The organism is Streptomyces sp. NPDC052016, from assembly GCF_044548445.1.
In the GTDB taxonomy this organism is placed as follows: Bacteria; Actinomycetota; Actinomycetes; order Streptomycetales; family Streptomycetaceae; genus Streptomyces.
Window position 1 is genome coordinate 69,306 of record NZ_JBIUBX010000020.1, and the last position, 18,807, is coordinate 88,112.

Annotated in this window: 16 protein-coding genes; 6 read left to right on the forward strand and 10 right to left on the reverse strand. The window is 71.3% G+C overall.

The window, feature by feature from the left end; genetic code table 11:
- Positions 1-26 precede the first annotated feature (26 nt).
- Both ACIHAR_RS24645 and ACIHAR_RS24650 read left to right on the forward strand, forming a co-directional pair.
- A complete protein-coding gene (locus ACIHAR_RS24645; protein ID WP_400021866.1) occupies positions 27-782 on the forward strand; it encodes a 4'-phosphopantetheinyl transferase family protein in 756 nt (251 codons plus the stop codon).
- A gap of 191 nt (positions 783-973) precedes the next feature.
- Positions 974-1,831, forward strand: a complete 858-nt coding sequence (locus ACIHAR_RS24650; protein ID WP_365462169.1) for a helix-turn-helix domain-containing protein — start codon at positions 974-976, stop codon at positions 1,829-1,831.
- Positions 1,832-1,841: 10 nt separating this feature from the next.
- On the opposite strand, the gene ACIHAR_RS24655 is transcribed toward ACIHAR_RS24650, so the two are convergent.
- The 3 genes from ACIHAR_RS24655 to ACIHAR_RS24665 form a co-directional block, all read right to left on the reverse strand.
- Positions 1,842-3,029 (reverse strand): nuclease, encoded by a 1,188-nt coding sequence (locus ACIHAR_RS24655; RefSeq protein ID WP_365462171.1) that lies wholly within the window; start codon positions 3,027-3,029, stop codon positions 1,842-1,844.
- A 147-nt stretch (positions 3,030-3,176) separates the two neighbouring features.
- Positions 3,177-4,016, reverse strand: coding sequence for an ABC transporter permease (locus ACIHAR_RS24660; protein ID WP_365462173.1), 840 nt, complete (start codon positions 4,014-4,016; stop codon positions 3,177-3,179).
- Entirely contained in the window at positions 4,013-4,939 is a 927-nt protein-coding gene (locus ACIHAR_RS24665; protein ID WP_365462175.1) for an ATP-binding cassette domain-containing protein, read from the reverse strand. The genes ACIHAR_RS24660 and ACIHAR_RS24665 overlap by 4 nt, the downstream gene beginning before the upstream one ends.
- Before the next feature lie 227 nt (positions 4,940-5,166).
- On the opposite strand from ACIHAR_RS24665, the gene ACIHAR_RS24670 reads away from it, so the two are divergent.
- Positions 5,167-5,934 carry a gamma-glutamyl-gamma-aminobutyrate hydrolase family protein gene (locus tag ACIHAR_RS24670; RefSeq protein WP_365462177.1) on the forward strand — a complete coding sequence of 256 codons (768 nt, stop codon included), beginning with the start codon at positions 5,167-5,169 and terminating at the stop codon, positions 5,932-5,934.
- A 112-nt stretch (positions 5,935-6,046) separates the two neighbouring features.
- Entirely contained in the window at positions 6,047-6,499 is a 453-nt protein-coding gene (locus ACIHAR_RS24675; RefSeq protein ID WP_365462179.1) for a carboxymuconolactone decarboxylase family protein, read from the forward strand.
- Between the two features lie 157 nt (positions 6,500-6,656).
- Here the strand turns inward: ACIHAR_RS24675 and ACIHAR_RS24680 are convergent, their stop codons facing one another.
- The 4 genes from ACIHAR_RS24680 to ACIHAR_RS24695 form a co-directional block, all read right to left on the reverse strand.
- On the reverse strand, positions 6,657-8,045 hold the full coding sequence (locus ACIHAR_RS24680) for an NDP-hexose 2,3-dehydratase family protein (protein WP_365462180.1): 1,389 nt from the start codon (positions 8,043-8,045) through the stop codon (positions 6,657-6,659).
- Positions 8,042-9,022: a dTDP-glucose 4,6-dehydratase gene (rfbB, locus tag ACIHAR_RS24685; protein ID WP_400021870.1), complete on the reverse strand. Its 981-nt coding sequence runs from the start codon at positions 9,020-9,022 to the stop codon at positions 8,042-8,044. Before rfbB ends, ACIHAR_RS24680 begins: the two co-directional genes overlap by 4 nt.
- Before the next feature lie 191 nt (positions 9,023-9,213).
- Positions 9,214-11,613: an ATP-binding cassette domain-containing protein gene (locus ACIHAR_RS24690; RefSeq protein WP_400021872.1), complete on the reverse strand. Its 2,400-nt coding sequence runs from the start codon at positions 11,611-11,613 to the stop codon at positions 9,214-9,216.
- A gap of 205 nt (positions 11,614-11,818) precedes the next feature.
- Complete coding sequence (locus ACIHAR_RS24695; RefSeq protein WP_365462186.1) at positions 11,819-12,175, reverse strand: VOC family protein; 357 nt, start codon at positions 12,173-12,175, stop codon at positions 11,819-11,821.
- Between the two features lie 162 nt (positions 12,176-12,337).
- On the opposite strand from ACIHAR_RS24695, the gene ACIHAR_RS24700 reads away from it, so the two are divergent.
- Complete coding sequence (locus tag ACIHAR_RS24700; RefSeq protein ID WP_400021874.1) at positions 12,338-13,879, forward strand: alpha/beta fold hydrolase; 1,542 nt, start codon at positions 12,338-12,340, stop codon at positions 13,877-13,879.
- A 54-nt stretch (positions 13,880-13,933) separates the two neighbouring features.
- Here ACIHAR_RS24700 and ACIHAR_RS24705 read toward each other — a convergent pair whose 3' ends face one another.
- Entirely contained in the window at positions 13,934-15,253 is a 1,320-nt protein-coding gene (locus ACIHAR_RS24705; RefSeq protein ID WP_400021876.1) for a nucleotide disphospho-sugar-binding domain-containing protein, read from the reverse strand.
- A gap of 74 nt (positions 15,254-15,327) precedes the next feature.
- Complete coding sequence (locus ACIHAR_RS24710) at positions 15,328-16,605, reverse strand: MFS transporter (RefSeq protein ID WP_400021878.1); 1,278 nt, start codon at positions 16,603-16,605, stop codon at positions 15,328-15,330.
- 36 nt (positions 16,606-16,641) lie between these two features.
- Between ACIHAR_RS24710 and ACIHAR_RS24715 the strand changes: the two genes are divergently transcribed.
- A complete protein-coding gene (locus tag ACIHAR_RS24715; RefSeq protein ID WP_400021976.1) occupies positions 16,642-17,883 on the forward strand; it encodes an ATP-grasp domain-containing protein in 1,242 nt (413 codons plus the stop codon).
- Between the two features lie 37 nt (positions 17,884-17,920).
- Here the strand turns inward: ACIHAR_RS24715 and ACIHAR_RS24720 are convergent, their stop codons facing one another.
- Positions 17,921-18,718 carry a phytanoyl-CoA dioxygenase family protein gene (locus ACIHAR_RS24720; RefSeq protein WP_400021880.1) on the reverse strand — a complete coding sequence of 266 codons (798 nt, stop codon included), beginning with the start codon at positions 18,716-18,718 and terminating at the stop codon, positions 17,921-17,923.
- Positions 18,719-18,807 lie beyond the last annotated feature (89 nt).

Consider the following 18,807-nt stretch of genomic DNA (forward strand, 5'->3'; position numbering starts at 1 on the left):
CCGAACGACGACCAGGGCGAGGGCGTGTGACCGGACAGGCGGTACAGGTGTGGTGGGCGCGCCGGGACGACGGCCACCCCGGGCTCCTGACGCTGCTCGACCCCGTGGAGCGCGCCCGGTACGAGGCCACCGTCGCCCCCGCCGACAAGGAGCGGTTCCTGCTCGGCTGCGCGCTCAGCCGCCTCGCGCTGGGCGACCTGCTCGGGGTGCCGCCCGCCGACGTCCCCCTGCGCCGGGTCTGCCCGCGCTGCGGCGGCCCGCACGGCAAGGTCGCCCTGGCGGTGCCGCCGGCGTCCGCCTACGCCGACGTCGACTTCTCCGTCACCCACAGCGGTGACGTGATCGGGGTGGCCGTCTGCCGGGGCGCCTCGGTGGGCCTCGACGTCGAGGAGTACGCCGGCGGCCTCGACGTCGGCACGGCGGCGACGAGCGCCCTGACCCCCACGGAGCTGACGGCTCTGTACGCCCGTCCGTCCGCCGAACGGCACTCCGCCTTCCTGCGCACCTGGACACGGAAGGAAGCCGTACTGAAGGCGCTCGGTGTGGGTCTGCGCCTGCCGCTGCGCGAGCTCGAGGTGTCCGCTCCGCAGGCCCCGCCGGCCGTCCTCGCCTGGCCGGACCGGCTCGCCGCCCCCCGGCCGACAGCGGCCCTGGCGGACATGGTCGTCGACGGGGCGCACCCGGCGTCCGTCGCGGTGGTGGGGGCGCGGACGGTGCGGATCGACCGGATCGACCGGCGCGACGCGTCGGCGGCGGTGGCCGCCTACGGCGGGGGAGCCTGAGGCGGTGCGGCTCCCGCCCCACGCCTTTCCGCGCCTTTCCACGCCCAAGCGGACGCTTCCGTTATTCAACGGCATTCAGCGGCTGCACCGCAACCGGTGAACACAGGTGAACAGATCACTAGCGTCACTCGAGTTCAGCGCGACGCTGCCACGCTATTTTGCTGACTGCGTCGAGACGTAGTGAGGTGCATATGGACAAGGCAGTGGAAAGGGCGATCGAGTGCATCCGGAAGCGCTACGGAGAGCCCCTGACTCTCACCGACATCGCCGAAAGTGCTTCGCTCAGCCGTTTCTATTTCACACGGCTTTTCAAAGAGGAGACCGGCCTCACTCCCGGCAGATTCCTGTCCGCGATCCGCATTCACCAGGCCAAGCGGCTGATCGAGAGCACCTCGATGAGCATCACCGAGATATCCTTCGCGGTCGGATACAACAGCATGGGCTCGTTCACCAACACCTTCACGGCCAGTGTCGGAGTGTCCCCCAGCCGGTTCCGCCGGCTGTCACGGGACGGCGGGGACGGCCTGCCGGGACCGGAGCCGGAGCCGGACGCGGGGCCCGGACGGGGCACGGTCGCGGGGACGATCAGCCTGCCGGAGGGGCACGGGAACGCGCGCGTGTACCTGGGCGCCTTCCGCACGCCCGTCGTCCAGCATCCGTCCGCAGCCTCGGCCGTCGTCGACGTGCCGGGCGGCCGTCCGTCCTGCTACTCCCTGGAGAACGTTCCCGAGGGGACCTGGCACCTGCTCGCCGTGGCGGTGGCCGACGGCGTCGGGCCCGACCCGCGGGCGCGGCGAACCTCGCTCGTCGGGTCGAGGACCGTGACCGTGACCGCCGACGGCATCACGAGCGCGGCGGTGCGTCTGCGCCCGAGCGGACCGGCCGACCCGCCGGTCCTGCTCGCGCTGCCCGCGCTCGAACCCCCGGCCGACGTCAGGGCGCGCCCCGGGTGCGCCTCCGTCACCCCGCTTCCGGCTCCCGCCGGACGGCGCCAGGCCGCGGGCCACCTCCGGGTGGCGTCCGCGGCACCGGTGCCGTCACGGTCGTGAGCGCGAGGGATCACGGCGCGAGGTCCTGCCTGGTCCTCAGCCGCTCGGCGAGCAGGCTCCACTCCCTGCCGATGCGCTCGGCGATCGGGGCGACGACGCCGAGCCAGTGCGGCGGGACGGCGTCGACGAGCTCCCGCCAGTTCTCGTCGGGGTCGGTGGCGTGCTGCTGCATCCAGCGGAGGAAATCCCTGCCGCCCGAGGTGTAACGGATGGCGGGGTCGGCGGCCATCTTGGCCGCCACCGTCGCCCAGGTGGGCGGCGCGTCGGTGTGGTTCCTGCGGTGCGGCGCGGCGTCGGCGCTCGGGGCCACCCGCAACGGCACCCGGGCGGTGACGCCGCCGGGAACCGAGGCGGCGGGCCTCGCCGCCTCGTCGGCCTGCCCCGCCGCGGCCGGCACGGACTGCAACGACTGCACGGACTGCAGGGGCCGGACGTGCTGCGCCGCGGCCGTCCGGCGGCCGTCCCGCTCGGGGCTGTCGCCCCGCCGGAGCCGCGCGCTCACGTCGTGGACCGTGCCCAGCGACACGTCGGTCTCCTTGGCGACCTGACGGAGGGGGGCGTTCGGATGGGCGGCGATGTACTCGGCGGCGCGCCGCCTGCCCTCGCCCGGGTCCACCGGACGCCGCCGTCCGTCCCGGCCGATGCGCTTGCCGTCGAGCGGCGCCGCATCCGCCGACCGGACGCGCAGCGACGCGATCGTCTTCGCGCTCAGGCCCGTGATGCCGGCGATGGCGCGGTCGGACCAGTCGGGGTGGGAGCCGAGGACACGCCGGGCGCCGGACACGCGGTCGGCCTTCGACAGCGGCAGTCCGTGCGAGCCGTTCGCCTTCATGGCGATGACCAGCGCCTCGGAATTCGAGCAGTCGACGAAGCGCGCCTTGATGCTGTCGTCGCCCCGGAGCTTGGCGGCCTCCAGCCGGTGCAGTCCGTCGATGACGCGACATCCGTCCATCTGGACCAGAATGGGCGGCAATTCGGCCGAGCCCGCCGCGTCGACGAGAAGCTGGATGTGGGCGGCGTCCGTGCCGCCCTGGCGCAGGGACACCCCGGGCGACAGCGCGTTGATGGGGACATCGCGCGCCGGCAGTTTCTCGAAATTCTTCAGATCGAATTCACTGCGCGAAGATTCTGCGGTCTCCGTCCTGGCGGGGCTGAATGCACTCGTTATCAAGACGGCTTGCGCATTGCTCTGAGCCATTCCTTTACTCCCTCTCTGCTGCCGCTGTCGACGAGCGTCGCAGGGGGGTCTTTAGCTGTAGTCGAGGGCAGGTGGACGCCCCCTGGAAACACGACACCGCGGGTGTCCGCCGATCAGGCGGGCACCCGCGGTGGGCGGGGAGGGCCGTCAGGCGTCCCTGCGGCGCAGCAGCGCCGCCGCGACGACCAGCAGGACGGCCGTCCAGAGCGCGAGCACCCCGAGGCCCTGCCACGGCCCCAGCAGGTCGCCGGCCCGGGCGTGCTGCTGGGTGATCATGAACCCGGCCTCCGTGGGGAGGTAGGCGTGGACGTGCTTGCCCACGCTGCCGGGCAGAAGACCCGCCATCGGCGTGATCACCAGGACGAAGCCGATGACGACGGTGATGCTCGCGGCCGTGTGCCGGATGATCGCGCCGACGGCGAGCGCGAACAGGCCGAGCAGGGACAGGTAGAGACCGCAGCCGGCGACGGCCCGCAGGACGCCCGGGTCGCCGATCGCGACCGGCGCCTTGCTGTCGAGGATCGGCGCGCCGATGAAGAAGGAGGAGAACGCGGTCAGCTCGCCCACGGCCAGGACCAGCAGCCCGAAGACCGCGCCCTTGGCCGCCAGCACCGGCACCCGCCTGGGCACCGCGAGCAGGCTGGCGCGGATCATGCCGGTGGAGTACTCCGAGGCGATGGCCATCACGCCCAGCACGCAGACCGCGAGCTGGCTGAGCAGGATGCCGCTGCCCAGGATGGTGCCGGTCGGGTCGAGCCTCATCTCGGCCTGCTGGGACGGGCTGGACTTGTCCCAGTTCGCGACGCCCATCTGCATGAACAGCGCGGTGAAGACCAGGGTGAGCACGACCAGGACGGCGAGCGACCAGATCGTGGAGCGGACGGAACGGATCTTGGTCCACTCCGAGAGCATCAGCCGCCCGAAGCTCGGCCTGTGCCCCTCGGCGACGGCCACGGACGTGGGGGCGGACGCGGTCACGGTGGTCACTTCACACCTCCGGCGGTGGGCACGCCGGCGTCGTATTCGACGGCGTCCTTGGTCAGTTCCATGAAGGCGTCCTCGAGCGAACCGCGTCGGGTCGCGAGTTCGTGCAGGACCAGGCCGCTCGCCGCGGCGAGCTCGGCGATGCGCGGGGCCTCGAGCCCGGTGACCTCCAGGTCGCCGTCCTCGGCGCCGGTGACGGTGGCGCCCTCGGCCCTCAGCAGCTCGGCGAGCTGCTCCCGGTCGGGTGTCTTGACCAGCACGCACTGCTCGGTGCTGCGCTCGATGAACTCCTCGGTGGAGCAGTCGGCGACCAGTCGGCCGCGGCCGATGACGATGAGGTGGTCGGCGGTGACGGCCATCTCGTTCATCAGATGGCTGGAGACGAAGACGGCACGGCCCTCCGCCGCCAGCGACTTCATCAGGTTGCGGATCCAGAGGATGCCCTCGGGGTCCAGGCCGTTGACCGGTTCGTCCAGGATCAGCGCCGCGGGGTCGCCCAGCAGCGCGGCGGCGATGCCGAGCCGCTGCCCCATGCCGAGCGAGAAGCCGCCGGCCCGCTTGCGGGCCACCGACGCCAGTCCGACCTGCTCGATGACCTCCTCGACCCTGCGCTTGCCGTAGCCCTGGGTCTGGGCGAGACAGAGCAGGTGGTCGTAGGCGCTGCGGCCGGTGTGGACGGCGCGCGCCTCGAGCAGCGCGCCCACCACCCGCATGGGCTGCGCGAGATCGCGGTAGGGCACGCCGTCGATGGTGGCCTCGCCGCTGTCGGGCCGGTCGAGCCCCAGCAGCAGCCGCATGGTGGTGGACTTGCCCGCGCCGTTGGGGCCCAGGAAGCCGGTGACCCGGCCGGGGGCGACCGTGAACGACAGGTCGTTCACGGCGGTCTTGTCGCCGTAGCGTTTCGTGAGGTTCTTCGCCTCGATCATGGATACCTCGGTTGAATGGGCTGCGGGAGATTCACGGGGACAAAGCACTCCCCACCCGTCTGTGGTATCAGGAGTGGGATTCCGTTCAGTAGGGCAGGCAGGCCGGATATTGAACGATGGCCTCCGCTTCACGCACCTGACTATTTTGACGGCGATGGCTGTCCGCGGAAGCGGTTGTTTCATCTGCTCGTTTTCCTCAGTTGAACCCGGAACCCATGAGGGTGGTCATGAATGCAGTCGTGAACGGTCAGGCGATCGCCGGGCGGCCGGTGGTCGGGATCTGCGCGCGGACCGCGCCGGTCACGCTCCAGGGCAGCGACATGGTCGTCAGCCTCGCGCTCCAGTCGCACGTGGCCTTCCTGTCCGCGGCGGGCTGCACGCCCCTGCTGCTTCCGCTGCTGCCCGGTGTCGAGCACCTGGTCGGCCGGCTCGACGGCCTGCTGGTGCCGGGCGGCCCCGACCTGGATCCGGCGCTGTACGGCGAGGCCGCTCACCCGGTGACCCGGCCGATGAGCCCGGACGCCGACCGCGCCGAACTCGCCCTGGTCAGGGCGGCACTCGACGCCGAGCTGCCGGTTCTGGCCATCTGCCGCGGCATGCAGCTGCTCAACGTGCTGCACGGGGGCAGCCTCCACCAGCACCTGCCGGACGTCGTCGGCCACGACGGCCACCGCCCGCGGACGCCCTCCTTCACCCTCGGTGAGCACCGGCTGGAACTGCGGCCGGGCAGCCGGATCGCCGGCGTCCTCGACGAGGAGGCGCCCGTGTCGGCCTGCCACCACCACCAGGCCGTCCACCGGCTCGGCACCGGCCTCACCGCCACCGCCTGGGCGCAGGACGGCACCGTGGAGGCCGTGGAGGTCACGGACCACCCCTTCGCGATCGGTGTGCAATGGGAATCCGGGCAAACGGCCGACAAACGACTTCACCAAGCACTCGCCCAAGCCGCCGGACGCTCGAAAAGGCAGCCGGCCGCCGCAATTCTGGAAACTTGAGAAAAGGCGGCCCTGAAGGCAGGCTGTTATCCAGTCCCAATCCGAAGGAGAAATACAGATGTCGCCGCGGATGCCTAACCCGTCGTTGGTCGTTCCCGATGTTCTGCCGCCTATGCGCGGGCTGGTCAAGGCCATCAACAATGTTGGTGTGCCGTTGCAGACGCTTGTGCTCATCCATCTGCGGGTGAGCCAGATCAACGGCCGCCCGGTCCAGATCCCCGTGAAGAAGCGCGAGTTCGAGGAGGCGGGGGAAGAGGACTACCGCCTCCCCCTGGTGGCGACCTGGCGGGAGCAGACCTGCTTCACCGACGCCGAGCGCTCCGTGCTGGCGCTGGCCGAGGCCGCCACGCGCATCAACGACCGGGAGGACCCGGTGCCGGACGAGGTCTGGGACGAGGCGGCCAAGCACTTCAACCAGCAGGAACTCGGCGCCATAGTGCTCCACATCGGCCTGGTCAACCTCTGGAACCGCGTCAACGTCGCCACCAAGCAGGAGCCGGTGGACTGGCGCGTCAACCCCAAGAAGTGGACCCCCATGACCACGCGGCTCGCGGCGGCCAAGTAGTCCCTCTCGTTCTCAGGCCCTGTCCGGTGGAGGATCCACCGGACAGGGCCTTCTGTCGTGCACCGGGCTCCGAGCCCTGTGGTGGTCACGGACTCGGAGCCTGGTGCTGTACGGGGGGATCGTGCAAGGGCGCTGTGCGAGGACACGGTGCGGCGGCTCAGACGGACAGGTGGGTGCGGGCGGCCGCGCCGGTGTTGAGGACGGCGAGCAGGGTCCTGGCCTGCACGTTGACGTACCGGCTGTGCCCGGCGAGCCAGTTCAGCTGGCCGGGCGTGACCCAGTGGAACCCCGGGGGCGCCTGGGTGGGCGTCGTGGCCTCGTCGGTCTCGACGATCAGGTAGCGGCTCTCGGCGTTGAGGAACCGGCCGCCCTCCTCGGAGTGGACCGCCGAGTAGAGGACGCGGTCGGGGGACGCGTTCAGCATCAGGTCCAGGAACGGCGGCCGGTGCTCCGCCGCCAGATGGGCGTAGTTCTCCGGTGCGTACTGCACGGTCGGCGCGAGTTCGGCGGTGTCGAGGAAGCCGCCCTCCACGCGCGCGTGCACGAGGACGTGCGGGACGCCGTCGAAGACCCGATGGGCGAAGCCGACGATCCCGGGGCCCACCGGTTCGAGGATCGGCTGGGTCCAGCCGGCCACCTCACGGCCCGCGCCCTCCACGGACACCGCCACCACCCGGAAGAACCGGTCGTCGGCACGGCGGACGGAGTGCTCGTCGCGCCGCCACCCGGCGACCTCCCGCAGCGGGATGCGGCGGGTGCTGACGTCGTGACGGGCCCGCTCCCCGGTGAACCAGGCCAGCAGGTCGGAGTCGGACGACAGCGCCTCGCGCTCGGGAGGGGCCGTCGGCGCGCTCGCCAGCACGGTGCGCGCGTCCATGTTGACCACGTTGTCCCGGCGCAGCAGCGCCACGATCTGTCCGAGGGTGAGCCAGCGGAACGCGTCGTCCGCGGGTACGTCGCCGTCCACCTCGACGATCATGTTGCGGTTGCGCTTCTTGTAGAACCAGGCGCCGTGCTCGGACTGCAGGACGTCCGTGAGCACCCGCTCCCTGTCCGGGTCGAGGAAGTGCTCCAGGTACTTCACCGCCGCCCCGCCGTGGGCCTTCGTGTAGTTGCTGCGGGTGGCCTGCACGGTGGGGGAGAGCTGCACCAGGTTGGGGTTGCCGGGCTCCATCTTCGCCTGCATGAGGAAGTGGAGGACGCCGTCGAACTCCTTGGCGAGGATGCCGAGGATGCCGATCTCCGGCTGCACGATGATCGGCTGCTGCCACTCGGCCTCCGGACGGACGACGTGCAGGCCTTCGACGGTGAAGAACCGTCCGCTGCGGTGGCGCAGGTCGCCGGTCTCCGGCGCGAACGACCAGTGGTCGAGTTCGGCGAACGGGATCCGCCGGATCGCCGTCCCGCAGGACGACCGGTGGAAGTCCAGCCAGCCCGGGACGTCGGACGTCGCGATGTGGACGCCCTCGGCCGTGGCGGCGGACAGGGCGAGCCGCTCGGAGATCCCGGCCCGGGAACGCGGAACCAGTCGTGCCGGTGCGCTCACGGGCGACCACCGCTCTCCTTGACCGGCTTCCACCACTGCGGGTTGTCCCGGTACCACGCGACGGTCTCCGCCAGACCCTCCTCGAACGGGACGAGCGGCAGATGGCCGAGCTCCTTCTCGATCTTTGTCTGGTCCAGGGCGTAGCGCCGGTCGTGGCCCTTGCGGTCGGTGACGTGCCGGATCATGTCCGGACCCGCTCCGCACAGCTCGGCGAGCCGGTGGGCCAGCGTCAGGTTCGGCACGGCCGTGCCGGCGCCGATGTTGTAGGCCTCGCCCGCCCTGCCGCCGGTGAGCACCCGGTGCACGGCCCGGCAGTGGTCGTCCACGTGCAGCCACTCGCGGACCTGCCGGCCGTCGCCGTACACGGGGATGGGGCGTCCTTCGAGCAGGTGCGTGACGGCGAGCGGGATGAACTTCTCCGGGTGCTGGTAGGGGCCGTAGTTGTTGGAGCAGCGGGTGACCGAGACGTTCAGCCCGTGGGTGCGGACGTAGGCCAGCGCGATGAGATCGGACGAGGCCTTGGACGCGGCGTAGGGCGAGTTGGGCAGGAGGGGGGACTCCTCGGTCCAGGAGCCCTCCTCGATGGACCCGTACACCTCGTCCGTCGAGACGTGCACCATCCGCTCGACGCCGACCGCCAGGCAGGCCTCGAGCAGCGCCTGCGTGCCCTCCACGTTGGTCCGGACGAACGCCGCCCCGCTCGCGATCGAACGGTCCACATGGCTCTCGGCCGCGAAGTGCACCACCGCGTCCTGACCGTCCAGTACGGTCCGCAGCAGTTCCCGGTCGAGGATGTCGCCCCGTACGAAGGTGAGCCGCGGGTGGGAGGCGGGGAGGTTGTCACGGTTTCCCGCGTAGGTCAGCAGGTCCAGAACCGTGACGTGCGCGTCCTCGAAACCCGGATATCCGCCGTCGAGCATGGTCCGCACGTAATGCGAGCCGATGAATCCGGCTCCGCCGGTGACGAGGATTCTCATGAGATCACATCGCAGGTGGAATTCCACGCTCGGAACATGTGACTTTCCCTTTCGCGAGGGGGGATGGATACCGTGTGATTCACGCTAGGGAATCGCCTGATTCCGGGCATCTTTCAGATTGCCGGTTCAACCGCTGAAAAACGTCGGGGGTGGTGACGGGGCTCACCCCGCCACCACCCCCGGAAAAGGTCCTACCGGCCGACGTAGGCGGCGAGGTGTTCGCCGGTGCGGGTCGAACCGGCTTCGACGAGCTCGGCCGGAGTGCCCTCGAAGACGACCCGGCCGCCCTCGTGGCCGGCGCCCGGACCGAGGTCGATGATCCAGTCGGCGTGGGCCATCACGGCCTGGTGGTGCTCGACGACGATCACCGACGTGCCCCCGTCGACGAGACGGTCGAGCAGTCCGAGCAGCTTCTCGACGTCGGCGAGGTGGAGGCCGGTGGTGGGTTCGTCCAGTACGTAGACGCCGTCGCCGCCCTTGCCCGCCATGTGGGCGGCCAGCTTGAGCCGCTGGCGCTCGCCGCCCGACAGCGTGGTCAGGGGCCGCCCGATGTCGAGGTAGCCGAGGCCCACGTCGGAGAGGCGTTCGAGGATCCGGTGGGCGGCGGGGACGCGCGCCTCGCCGGCGCCGAAGAACTCCCTGGCCTCGTCGACCGGCATGGCGAGGACCTCGCTGATGTCGCGGCCGCCCAGCCGGTGGACCAGGACCGAGGGCTGGAAGCGCCTGCCCTCGCAGTCCTCGCAGGTGGTGGCGACGCCCGCCATCATCGCGAGGTCGGTGTAGAGGACGCCGACGCCGTTGCAGGTGGGGCAGGCGCCCTCGGAGTTGGCGCTGAACAGGGCGGGCTTCACGCCGTTGGCCTTGGCGAAGGCGTTGCGGACCGGGTCCAGCAGGCCGGTGTAGGTCGCCGGGGTGCTGCGGCGTGACCCCTTGATCGGCGACTGGTCGACGGCCACCACGCCGTCCCGGCGCGCCACCGAGCCGTGGATCAGCGAACTCTTGCCGGAGCCGGCCACCCCGGTGACGACGCACAGCACGCCGAGGGGGATGTCGACGTCGACGTCGCGGAGGTTATGCGTCGCGGCGCCGCGGATCTCCAGGTGTCCCCGGGGCCTGCGCACCGTCTTCTTCACGGCGGCCCGGTCGTCGAGGTGGCGGCCGGTGACGGTGCGGCTGGCCCGCAGTCCGTCGAGGGAACCCTCGAACATCACCTCGCCACCGCCGGAGCCGGCCTGCGGGCCGAGGTCGACGACGTGGTCGGCGATCGCGATGGCCTCCGGCTTGTGCTCCACGACGAGGACGGTGTTGCCCTTGTCGCGCAGCCGCAGCAGCAGGTCGTTCATCCGCTGGATGTCGTGGGGGTGCAGACCCGTGGTCGGCTCGTCGAAGACGTAGGTGGTGTCGGTGAGCGAGGAGCCGAGGTGGCGGATCATCTTCACGCGCTGTCCCTCACCGCCCGACAGGGTGCCCGCGGGGCGGTCGAGCGAGAGGTAGCCCAGCCCGATCTCCACGAACGCGTTCAGTGTGTGCCCCAGCTTGGCCAGCAGCGGCGCCACCGACGGCTCGTCCAGCTCGCGCACCCACGTGGCCAGGTCCCTGATCTCCATCGCGCAGGCGTCGGCGATGGAGAGCCCGCCGATCTTCGACGACCGGGCCTCCTCGCTGAGCCGGGTGCCGCCGCACTCGGGACACGAGGTGAAGGTCACCGCCCGGTCCACGAACGCCCGGACGTGCGGCTGGAGCGACTCCCTGTCCTTGGACAGCATCGACTTCTGGATCTTCGGGATCAGGCCCTCGTAGGTCAGGTTGACGCCGTCGACCTTCACCTTGGTCGGCTCCCCGTGGAGGAAGTCCCGCATCTCCTTCTCGGAGAAATCGCGGATCGGCTTCCTCGGGTCGAGGATGCCCGACTCGGCGTAGACCCGCGTGGTCCAGAAGCTGTCCTGCTTCCAGCCGGGGATGGTGAACGCGCCGTCGCCGATCGCCTTGGAGTCGTCGTAGAGCTGGGTGAGGTCGATGTCGGAGGTGGTGCCGCGGCCTTCGCAGCGCGGGCACATGCCGCCGTGGTAGACGGCCTTGCGCACCACGATCCGCTTGCCCTTGCCCTTGTCGACGTTCATGGCCCCGCTCGCCGTCCGCTTGGGGACGTTGAAGGCGAACGCGCTGGGCGGGCCGATGTACGGCTGCCCGAGCCGGCTGAACAGGATGCGCAGCATGGCGTTGGCGTCGGTGGCGGTGCCGACCGTGGAGCGGGGATCGGCGCCCAGCCGCTGCTGGTCGACGATGATCGCGGTGGTCAGTCCTTCCAGGACGTCGACCTCGGGACGTGCGAGCGTCGGCATGAAGCCCTGCACGAACGCGCTGTACGTCTCGTTGATCAGCCGCTGCGACTCCGCGGCGATCGTGCCGAAGACCAGAGAGCTCTTGCCCGAGCCGGACACCCCGGTGAACACCGTCAGCCGGCGCTTCGGGATCTCGACGCTGACGTCCTTGAGGTTGTTCACGCGGGCACCGTGCACGCGGATCACGTCGTGCCGGTCGGCGGCGTGCGGCTCGGGCGAGCGCGCGTCCGCCCTGGTGTCCTTGCTCATCCTGTCTCCATCCCTCCGGCGGGGACCACCCTCGCCCGGTCCCGTCCGGCGAGCGTGGGGCGCCGCCCTCGAATCCACCTCGATTCCCCCTCGAGAAGCACTCGAAGAGAACTCGAGGGGGGCTGAGGGGACTCGAGGCGGACTCGAGGGGGACGCGAGCGGGGCTCGAGCGGGGCTCGAGCGGGACGCGAGGGATGCTCCCGCCTCAGCGATCCTGCATCAGTCCGAGCACGTTGCCGTCGATGTCGGTGACGGTGGCCACCAGGCGGCCGCCGCCGACGTCGGCCGCGGGGCTCTGCACCGTGGCCCCCGCGGCGGTCACCTCCGCCAGCTTCGACTCGATGTCGGGCACGTGCCAGTAGGCGACCGGCGCGTCCATGCCCTGCGTCCCGGCTCCCGGCACCAGACCGATGTGCTGACCTGCGACATCGAAGCCGACGTAGAAGTCCCCCTCGGTCTGCGGTTCGATGCCGAGCAGGGCGCTGTAGACCTTCTTGGCCTTCGCCAGATCCGTCACGGGATGCAGCACCGTCTTGATTCCCTGGACGGCAGAGTCAGCCATGATCACTCCTGGGGTTGGGGTTGTTTTTTCATGCTAGGGAAATGCCCGGACGCGGCGCTTCTTCGTTCCTGCTCACTCCAGGGGGTTTCCAGCCATCGTTGACCGGAATTAAAGAGGACCTTGTCAGGGTGCGAGCGCGTTGTATTCAGATAGGGGAATCACGTGAAAAAGCTCGCATTGGTCACATCGGTGATCGTGGCCGGTCTGCTGGGATCGGCCGTCGCCCCGGCGACGGCCGAGGACGCGGCCGCGCGGCCCGTCGCCACGGTCGCCTGGTCACCGTGCCCGGACAACGACCCGGTCCTCGGCTCCATGCTCAAGGGCCTGGAGTGCGGATCCATACAGGTGCCGCTCGACTACGGCGATCCCGGCGGCCGGAAGATCACCCTGGCGATGACCAGGGCCCGGCACACCGTCCCGGACGCCGAGTACAAGGGCGTCGTGGTGCTGAACCGTGGCCAGTGGCCCGGCGGCATCGGTCGCGACCTGCCGACCCGGTACGCCAAGGGCACCACCGGACTGGCGCAGGACGTCGGCGCCGCCTACGACTGGATCGGCTTCGACCCGCGCGGCGTCGGCGCCAGCGAGCCGGCGGTCGTCTGCGACAGCGACTACGTCAGCCCGGGCCACGCGCAGCCGGACCCCGTGCCCGGCACGCCCGCCGCCGAGCAGGAGTGGGTCGACCGGGCCCGCGCGTACGCCGAGAGCTGCGGCGACCTGTACGGCGACGTGCTGGAGCACCTCAGCACCAAGGACGCGGCGCGCGACCTCGACCAGATGCGGATCGCGCTCGGCCAGCAGAAGATCACCTACTTCGGCACCGACTGGGGCACCTACCTCGGCTCGGTCTACGCCTCGATGTACCCGAACCGGGTGCAGCGGATGCTGCTGGACAGCGTCGTGCGGCCCAGCGGCGCGTGGTACCGGAACAACCTCGACAAGAACGTGACGTCCGAGCACAACGCCCGGATCTTCTTCGCGTGGGTCGCCCGGTACGACGACGTCTACCACCTGGGCACGACCGCGGCCGAGGTCGAGGCGAACTACTACAAGGGGCAGGACGCGCTGCGCGCGGCGCCGGTCGACGGCAGGATCGGTCCGGCCGAGTGGGCGGACGTCTTCGAGCCGGTCGTCTACCGCAGCTGGACCTGGCTCTCCCGCGCGCAGGTGCTCGCCGACTGGGTGGTGCGCGGTGACGCCACGTCGCTGCGGGCCAACTACTCCGACCCGGGCTTCCCGCACCAGAACCGGCACGCGATGACCAACGCGGTCCAGTGCCTCGACGCCCCCTGGCCGCGGGACTGGAACCGCTGGCACACGGACTACTCCGCCCAGTACGCCGCGGGGAACCGCTTCCTGACCTGGACCAACGCCTGGTACAGCGCGCCGTGCGCCTTCTGGCCGGTGCCCGCGCAGACGCCGCAGAAGATCGGCAAGGCCGGGGTGAACGTCCTGCTGGTGCAGCCGGAGTTCGACACCGCGCACGGCGTTTCCGGCGCCTACGAGACGCACCAGCTCTTCCCGAACTCCCGGCTCATCCTGGAGGAGGGCGGCCACAACGTCGGCGCCGCGCTGTCGGCGAACAACAACACCTGCCTCAACGCCTACGTCAGCGACTACCTGAGGGACGGCACCCGCCCCGCCTCCAGGGCGGGCGCCGACGCCACCTGCCAGGCGGCCGCGGACCCCGTGCCGGCGTCCTGATCCGCCACCGGGCGGGCCCCGCGCGAGCATCGCGCGGGGCCCGCCCGCTCCGCGTCAGCGGAGGGCGCCGACCGCTCCGGCCCGGTGGGCGACGACGAGTTCCTCCAGGGTCCGCGCCAGCTCGTTGGGCGTGGGCATGGCGAGCACCTCCTGGCGCAGCCGCCGGGCGTTCGCCCGGATGCCGTCGTCCTCCAGCAGACGGACGAGCGCGGCGCGGACGCCGGGCCCGTCCACCTCGGCGGGTCTCATGGAGAGCCCCGCACCCGTCCGGTCGAGGCACCGGAGCTTCAGCGGAACGTCGAAGGCCCTGCTGATGAGCAGTTGGGGGACGCCGTAGCGCAGAGCGCAGCCGAACGACCAGGTCCCGCCGTGGTGCACCATGGCCGCGCAGGTCCGCAGGACCTCGGAGAGGGGCACGGACTCCACGAGGCGCGTGTTGGCCGGCACCCGGCGCAGCCTTTCCCGGGAGTCCCTCGGCAGGGTGAGGACCAGCTCCATCTCCAGGTCGCCCACCGCGTCCAGGATCTCCTGGACGCGTTCGACGGGCAGCAGGTGCTGCACGGGCCCGTCGTTCACCGAGTCGCCGAACGTCATCAGGACCCGCGGCGCCCGCGGCGGCCGGGCGAGCCACCCGGGCACGAGGGCCGGCCCGTTGTAGGGGACGAACTGCATGGGAAGCGTGGTCGGCCGGGGATCGGGACGGAACGCCTCCGGGAGCGGGGCGATCGTGAACTGTCCGTTCACCAGGTCCTCGGAGAACTCCGCGCCGTACTTCCCGGCCCAGCCCGCCAGCCAGTCGCGCAGGCCGTCGACGCGTTCCTCCGGCGGCCGCAGGGCCTGGGCGTACAGGTAGTCCTCCCGCATGCGGGTGTAGACGTCGACCGAGTACAGCACCCGGGCGTGCACCGCGCCCACCGCGGCGGCGGCCACCGCTCCCGCGAACGCCTTCGCGCCCCAGAGCACGAGATCGGGCCGCCAATCGAGGGCCAGTCCGACCAGGTCCTCCATCACCGGGTCGTTGAACCGCCGGGCCTGCGGAAGCACCAGGGTGTCGAAGAGCCGGGAGACGTCCTCCCGGCTCAGCCGCTCGCGATCCGGCCGCAGGTCGAACAGCGGGCCGAGGTCCCCCTGTGCGGCAGGCCCGCCCGCGTCGGGCGCGCCCGACGCTCCGCGCCGGTCACGCCGCCCGCGTTCCTCGGCCGTCTCGCCGGGGCCGACGCCCATGCCCATCAGCCCGGCCCCGGCCACGGCGTCGAGGAGGTCCGGCCACCCGGCCACGCGGACCTCGTGCCCCGCCGTCTGCAGCGACCACGCCAGCGGAACCAGGTTGAACAGATGCGTCTTCCAGGGGAACGGCACGATGAGAACCCGCACGACGGACGTCCTTCGCTTCAGGGGCGGCGGTGTTCGGGGGCGAACGCCGCACTTTCCGGCCCCTGCCATCGTGATCACGCATCCCGTACAGGTCTTCTCCAGGCTTGCCCGGTCGTGCCGGTCGCGGCGGTGACGAGGAGGGTGACGGCGGCCACCACGAAAGCCGTGGGCAGAGGGCCCACCAGGTCGCAGAGCGCGCCCATGGCCAGGATGGAGACGGCCACACCCGAGGGCAGCAGCGTGGCCCGGAGCGTCACCACCGACGAGAGCTCCCCGGCGGAGGCCGTGGCCAGCAGCCGGTTGTTGTAGTGGACGTAGGCGACCTCGAAGAGGACCAGGAACAGCGCGTACAGCACGAGAGTCGGCACCGTGCGGCCGGCGAGCACCGCCGCCAGCAGGGGCGGCATGGGGAGCAGGGCCCACGCGGCCGAGGGGAGGCGGTCGAGGTACCGCTGGGCCGGCAGCGCGGCGAGCGAACCGGCGAAGAGGGCGACCGACGAGACCGCCACGAACACCCCCACAAGGCGGGTTCCGCCGCCCAGCACGTGGAGCGGGATCACGGTGACGGCCACGGTGTGGAAGCCCTGCCAGAAGGCCACCAGCAGGAAACGGGCGAACAGCCTGCGCAGCACCGGGTCGTCGACGCGCAGGCGCGTGCCGGCCGCGGAGCCCGCACCGTCCCGGGCGCCCGCGGGGGCGCCCTCGCCAGGCGACGGCAACGCCCAGGCGAGCAGCGCGGAGAGCACCAGCGTCGCCACGTTCACCGCGATCAGACCCCGGAGCGGCAGGACCGCCGCGGCCGGCCCGGCCAGCGCCGCGCCGACGCTGAGGCCGGTCAGCTTGCCGATCTCGGCGGCGGTGTTGGCCCGGTCCAGCCGTTCCGGCGGGACCGTCCCGCGCAGCACGACCGACGTGGCCGAACGGGTGACCGCCTCGAAGAACCCGCGGGCGAGGACGAGGGCGGTGGCGACCGCCGGCAGCGCGTGACCCGGCGCCACGAGGGCGGCCGCCGTCAGGATCAGGCTCGCCCCCTCGGCCAGCCGGACGAGCCGCTCCGGGGCGCCGCGGCCGAGCAGCCGGTTGAGCGGTGCGGCCAGCAGCAGCGCGGGCAGCCACGGCGCGCTCAGCACGGCCCCGGCCAGCAGCCCGGACCCGGTGACCGACCCCACGTGCGTGGACAGGCTCACAAGAACCAGAAAACTCCCGCACGCGTTGACGAACAGCAATACGGGAGTGAAATGCGGTGAGCGAAAATTCGCGGGAAACAAGGTCATCACGTACTCCTCCAGGGCTGGAGGATGGCAGAGGTGAACGCATTTCAGCGAGGGGAAAGTCTGTCTATCGTTGAACATATGACAGCAGCCATTCAGGGTAGCCCGTGCATCGTGATGGTCGATGCCTACGCCGCGGTCCGTTCACTCGTTCTGGAATTCCGGGAGCAAGGGTGCTCCGTCGTCCGTGTGCAGAGCACTCGGGACGTTCCGTTCGTCTACCGGTCGGCGCCTTTCGTTCCCGACGACTTCGTCGCCGACATCATTCACGACGGCGACCTGGCGGCCACGGCCGACGCGGTCGCGGCGTTCGCGCCGGTCGCGGTCGTCTCGGGGGGCGAGGTCGGGGTGGAGTTCGCGGACCTGCTCGCGGAGCGACTCGGCCTGCCCGGCAACGGAACCGCCCTCAGCGCCGCGCGGCGCGACAAACACCTCATGGTCGAGACCGTGCGCGCCGCCGGGCTGCGCGCGGCCCGGCAGTTGTGGGCCACCGACGCGGACGAGCTCGCCGCCTGGCACCGCGAACTGGGCGGACGCGTCGTCGTCAAGCCGCCGCGCAGCGCGGGCAGCCAGGGAGTCTCCTTCTGCGACACACCCGAGGAGTCGGTCGCGGCCTTCCGGTCGCTGGCCGATGCCGACGACGTCTTCTCCCAGCCCAACAACGGGGCCGTGGCGCAGGAGTACCTCCCCGGCACCGAGTACATGGTGAACACCGTCAGCCGGGACGGCCGCCACCACGTGTGCGACGTCTGGCGGACCAGCCGCGTCAGCGCCAACGGGATCGTCGACCTCTGCGACGCCCTCTCGCTGATCGACTCGGGGAGCCGGGTCGTGCGGCCCCTCACCGACTACGCGTTCCGGGTCCTGGACGCCCTGGGCATCCGGCACGGCCCGGCGCACCTGGAGATCCGGATGACCCCGGCCGGGCCGTGCCTGGTCGAGGTGGGCGCCCGGATCGCCGGCGGCGGCATCCCGGCCAGCGCCGGGCTCGGCATCGGCGAGTCCCAGCTGGAGTGGACCGTCGACGCCTACACACGTCCCGAGCGGTTCCACGCCCGCGCCGGCGTCCCGTACGAGGTGCGGCGGTACTGCGCCATCGCCGGCATGGTCTCGCCGGTGGAGGGCGTGCTCAGCGAGTACCGGGGCATCGAGGAGATCGAGGGGCTGGAGAGCTTCCACACCCTGGCGACCCTGGTGAAACCGGGCCAGGAGATCCGACGGACGGTCGACGACCTCACCTACCCGGTCATCGTGACGCTGCTGCACGACCTCGAGGAGGTCGTGCAGCGCGACCTGAACACGATCCGCCACCTCGACGGCACCGGCTTCTACGCCCTCGACCGCGGGGCCCGCTCCTGAACACGCCGTTCAACCGCCGACCTGCCGCGGTCGAACGTCACCGGCGGGCGGCGGCCGGCTCCCGCCGCGTCCAGGACGGCAGCGGCACCTTGTAGACGAAGCTGACGGCGGTGCGTGGCTCCGCCGCCGTCGTGTTGGGCGCCGAGCGGTGCAGCACCATGCCGTCGAACATGACGGCCGAACCGGCCTCGAGGGGCACCGCGACCGGTGCCGCCGCGCGCGGCAGGTCCTCGTCCGCGACGTGCGGCTCGACCGCCCGCTCCAGCGGCGGCTCGCCCGGAAGGCGCTCACGGTCCCCGGTGTGCGGGAACAGCCCGAGCAGGTGGGAGCCGGGGATGAACTCCAGGCAGCCGTTGCGCGGGGTGGCGGGCTCCAGCGCCACCCAGATCGTCACGATGCCGTGCTCCTCCGTGCCGAAGCCGGGGGGCGCGAAGGCCATGTCCTGATGCCAGGGCTTCGCCGAGCCCACCACGGGCGGCTTGGCCCACAGGAAGGCGTTGACCAGGGTGCCCGGTGCGCCGACGGCCCGGGCGACCGGCCCCTCGGCCAGGCCGAGCGCCCCCTGCACGGCGTCGAACTCGGGGACGTGCACGTGGATGCGCTCGGCCGACCGGAGCACCCCCGTCAGGGCGCCGGCCCCCTGCTGCCAGGCCGACCAGCCGCCGATTCCGGGCGCCTCCAGGACGAAGTCCCCGGTCGAGGCCGTACGGTCGCGGGCCAGCTCCTCCAGTCGGCCCACCGCCCTCCGGAGCCGGGCGAGCGTGTCGCCGGTCGCGAGCGCGGGGAGCCGCACGAACCCGTTCTCCCGCAGGGCGCGGGAATCGCTGTCAACCATTCTTTTCTCCCTCTCCCGATGGATCGCCGACGTCGGAACCAAGGGAACCTACCGGCACACGCCGCCGAATGCCCGTGTTCAACGTCCGC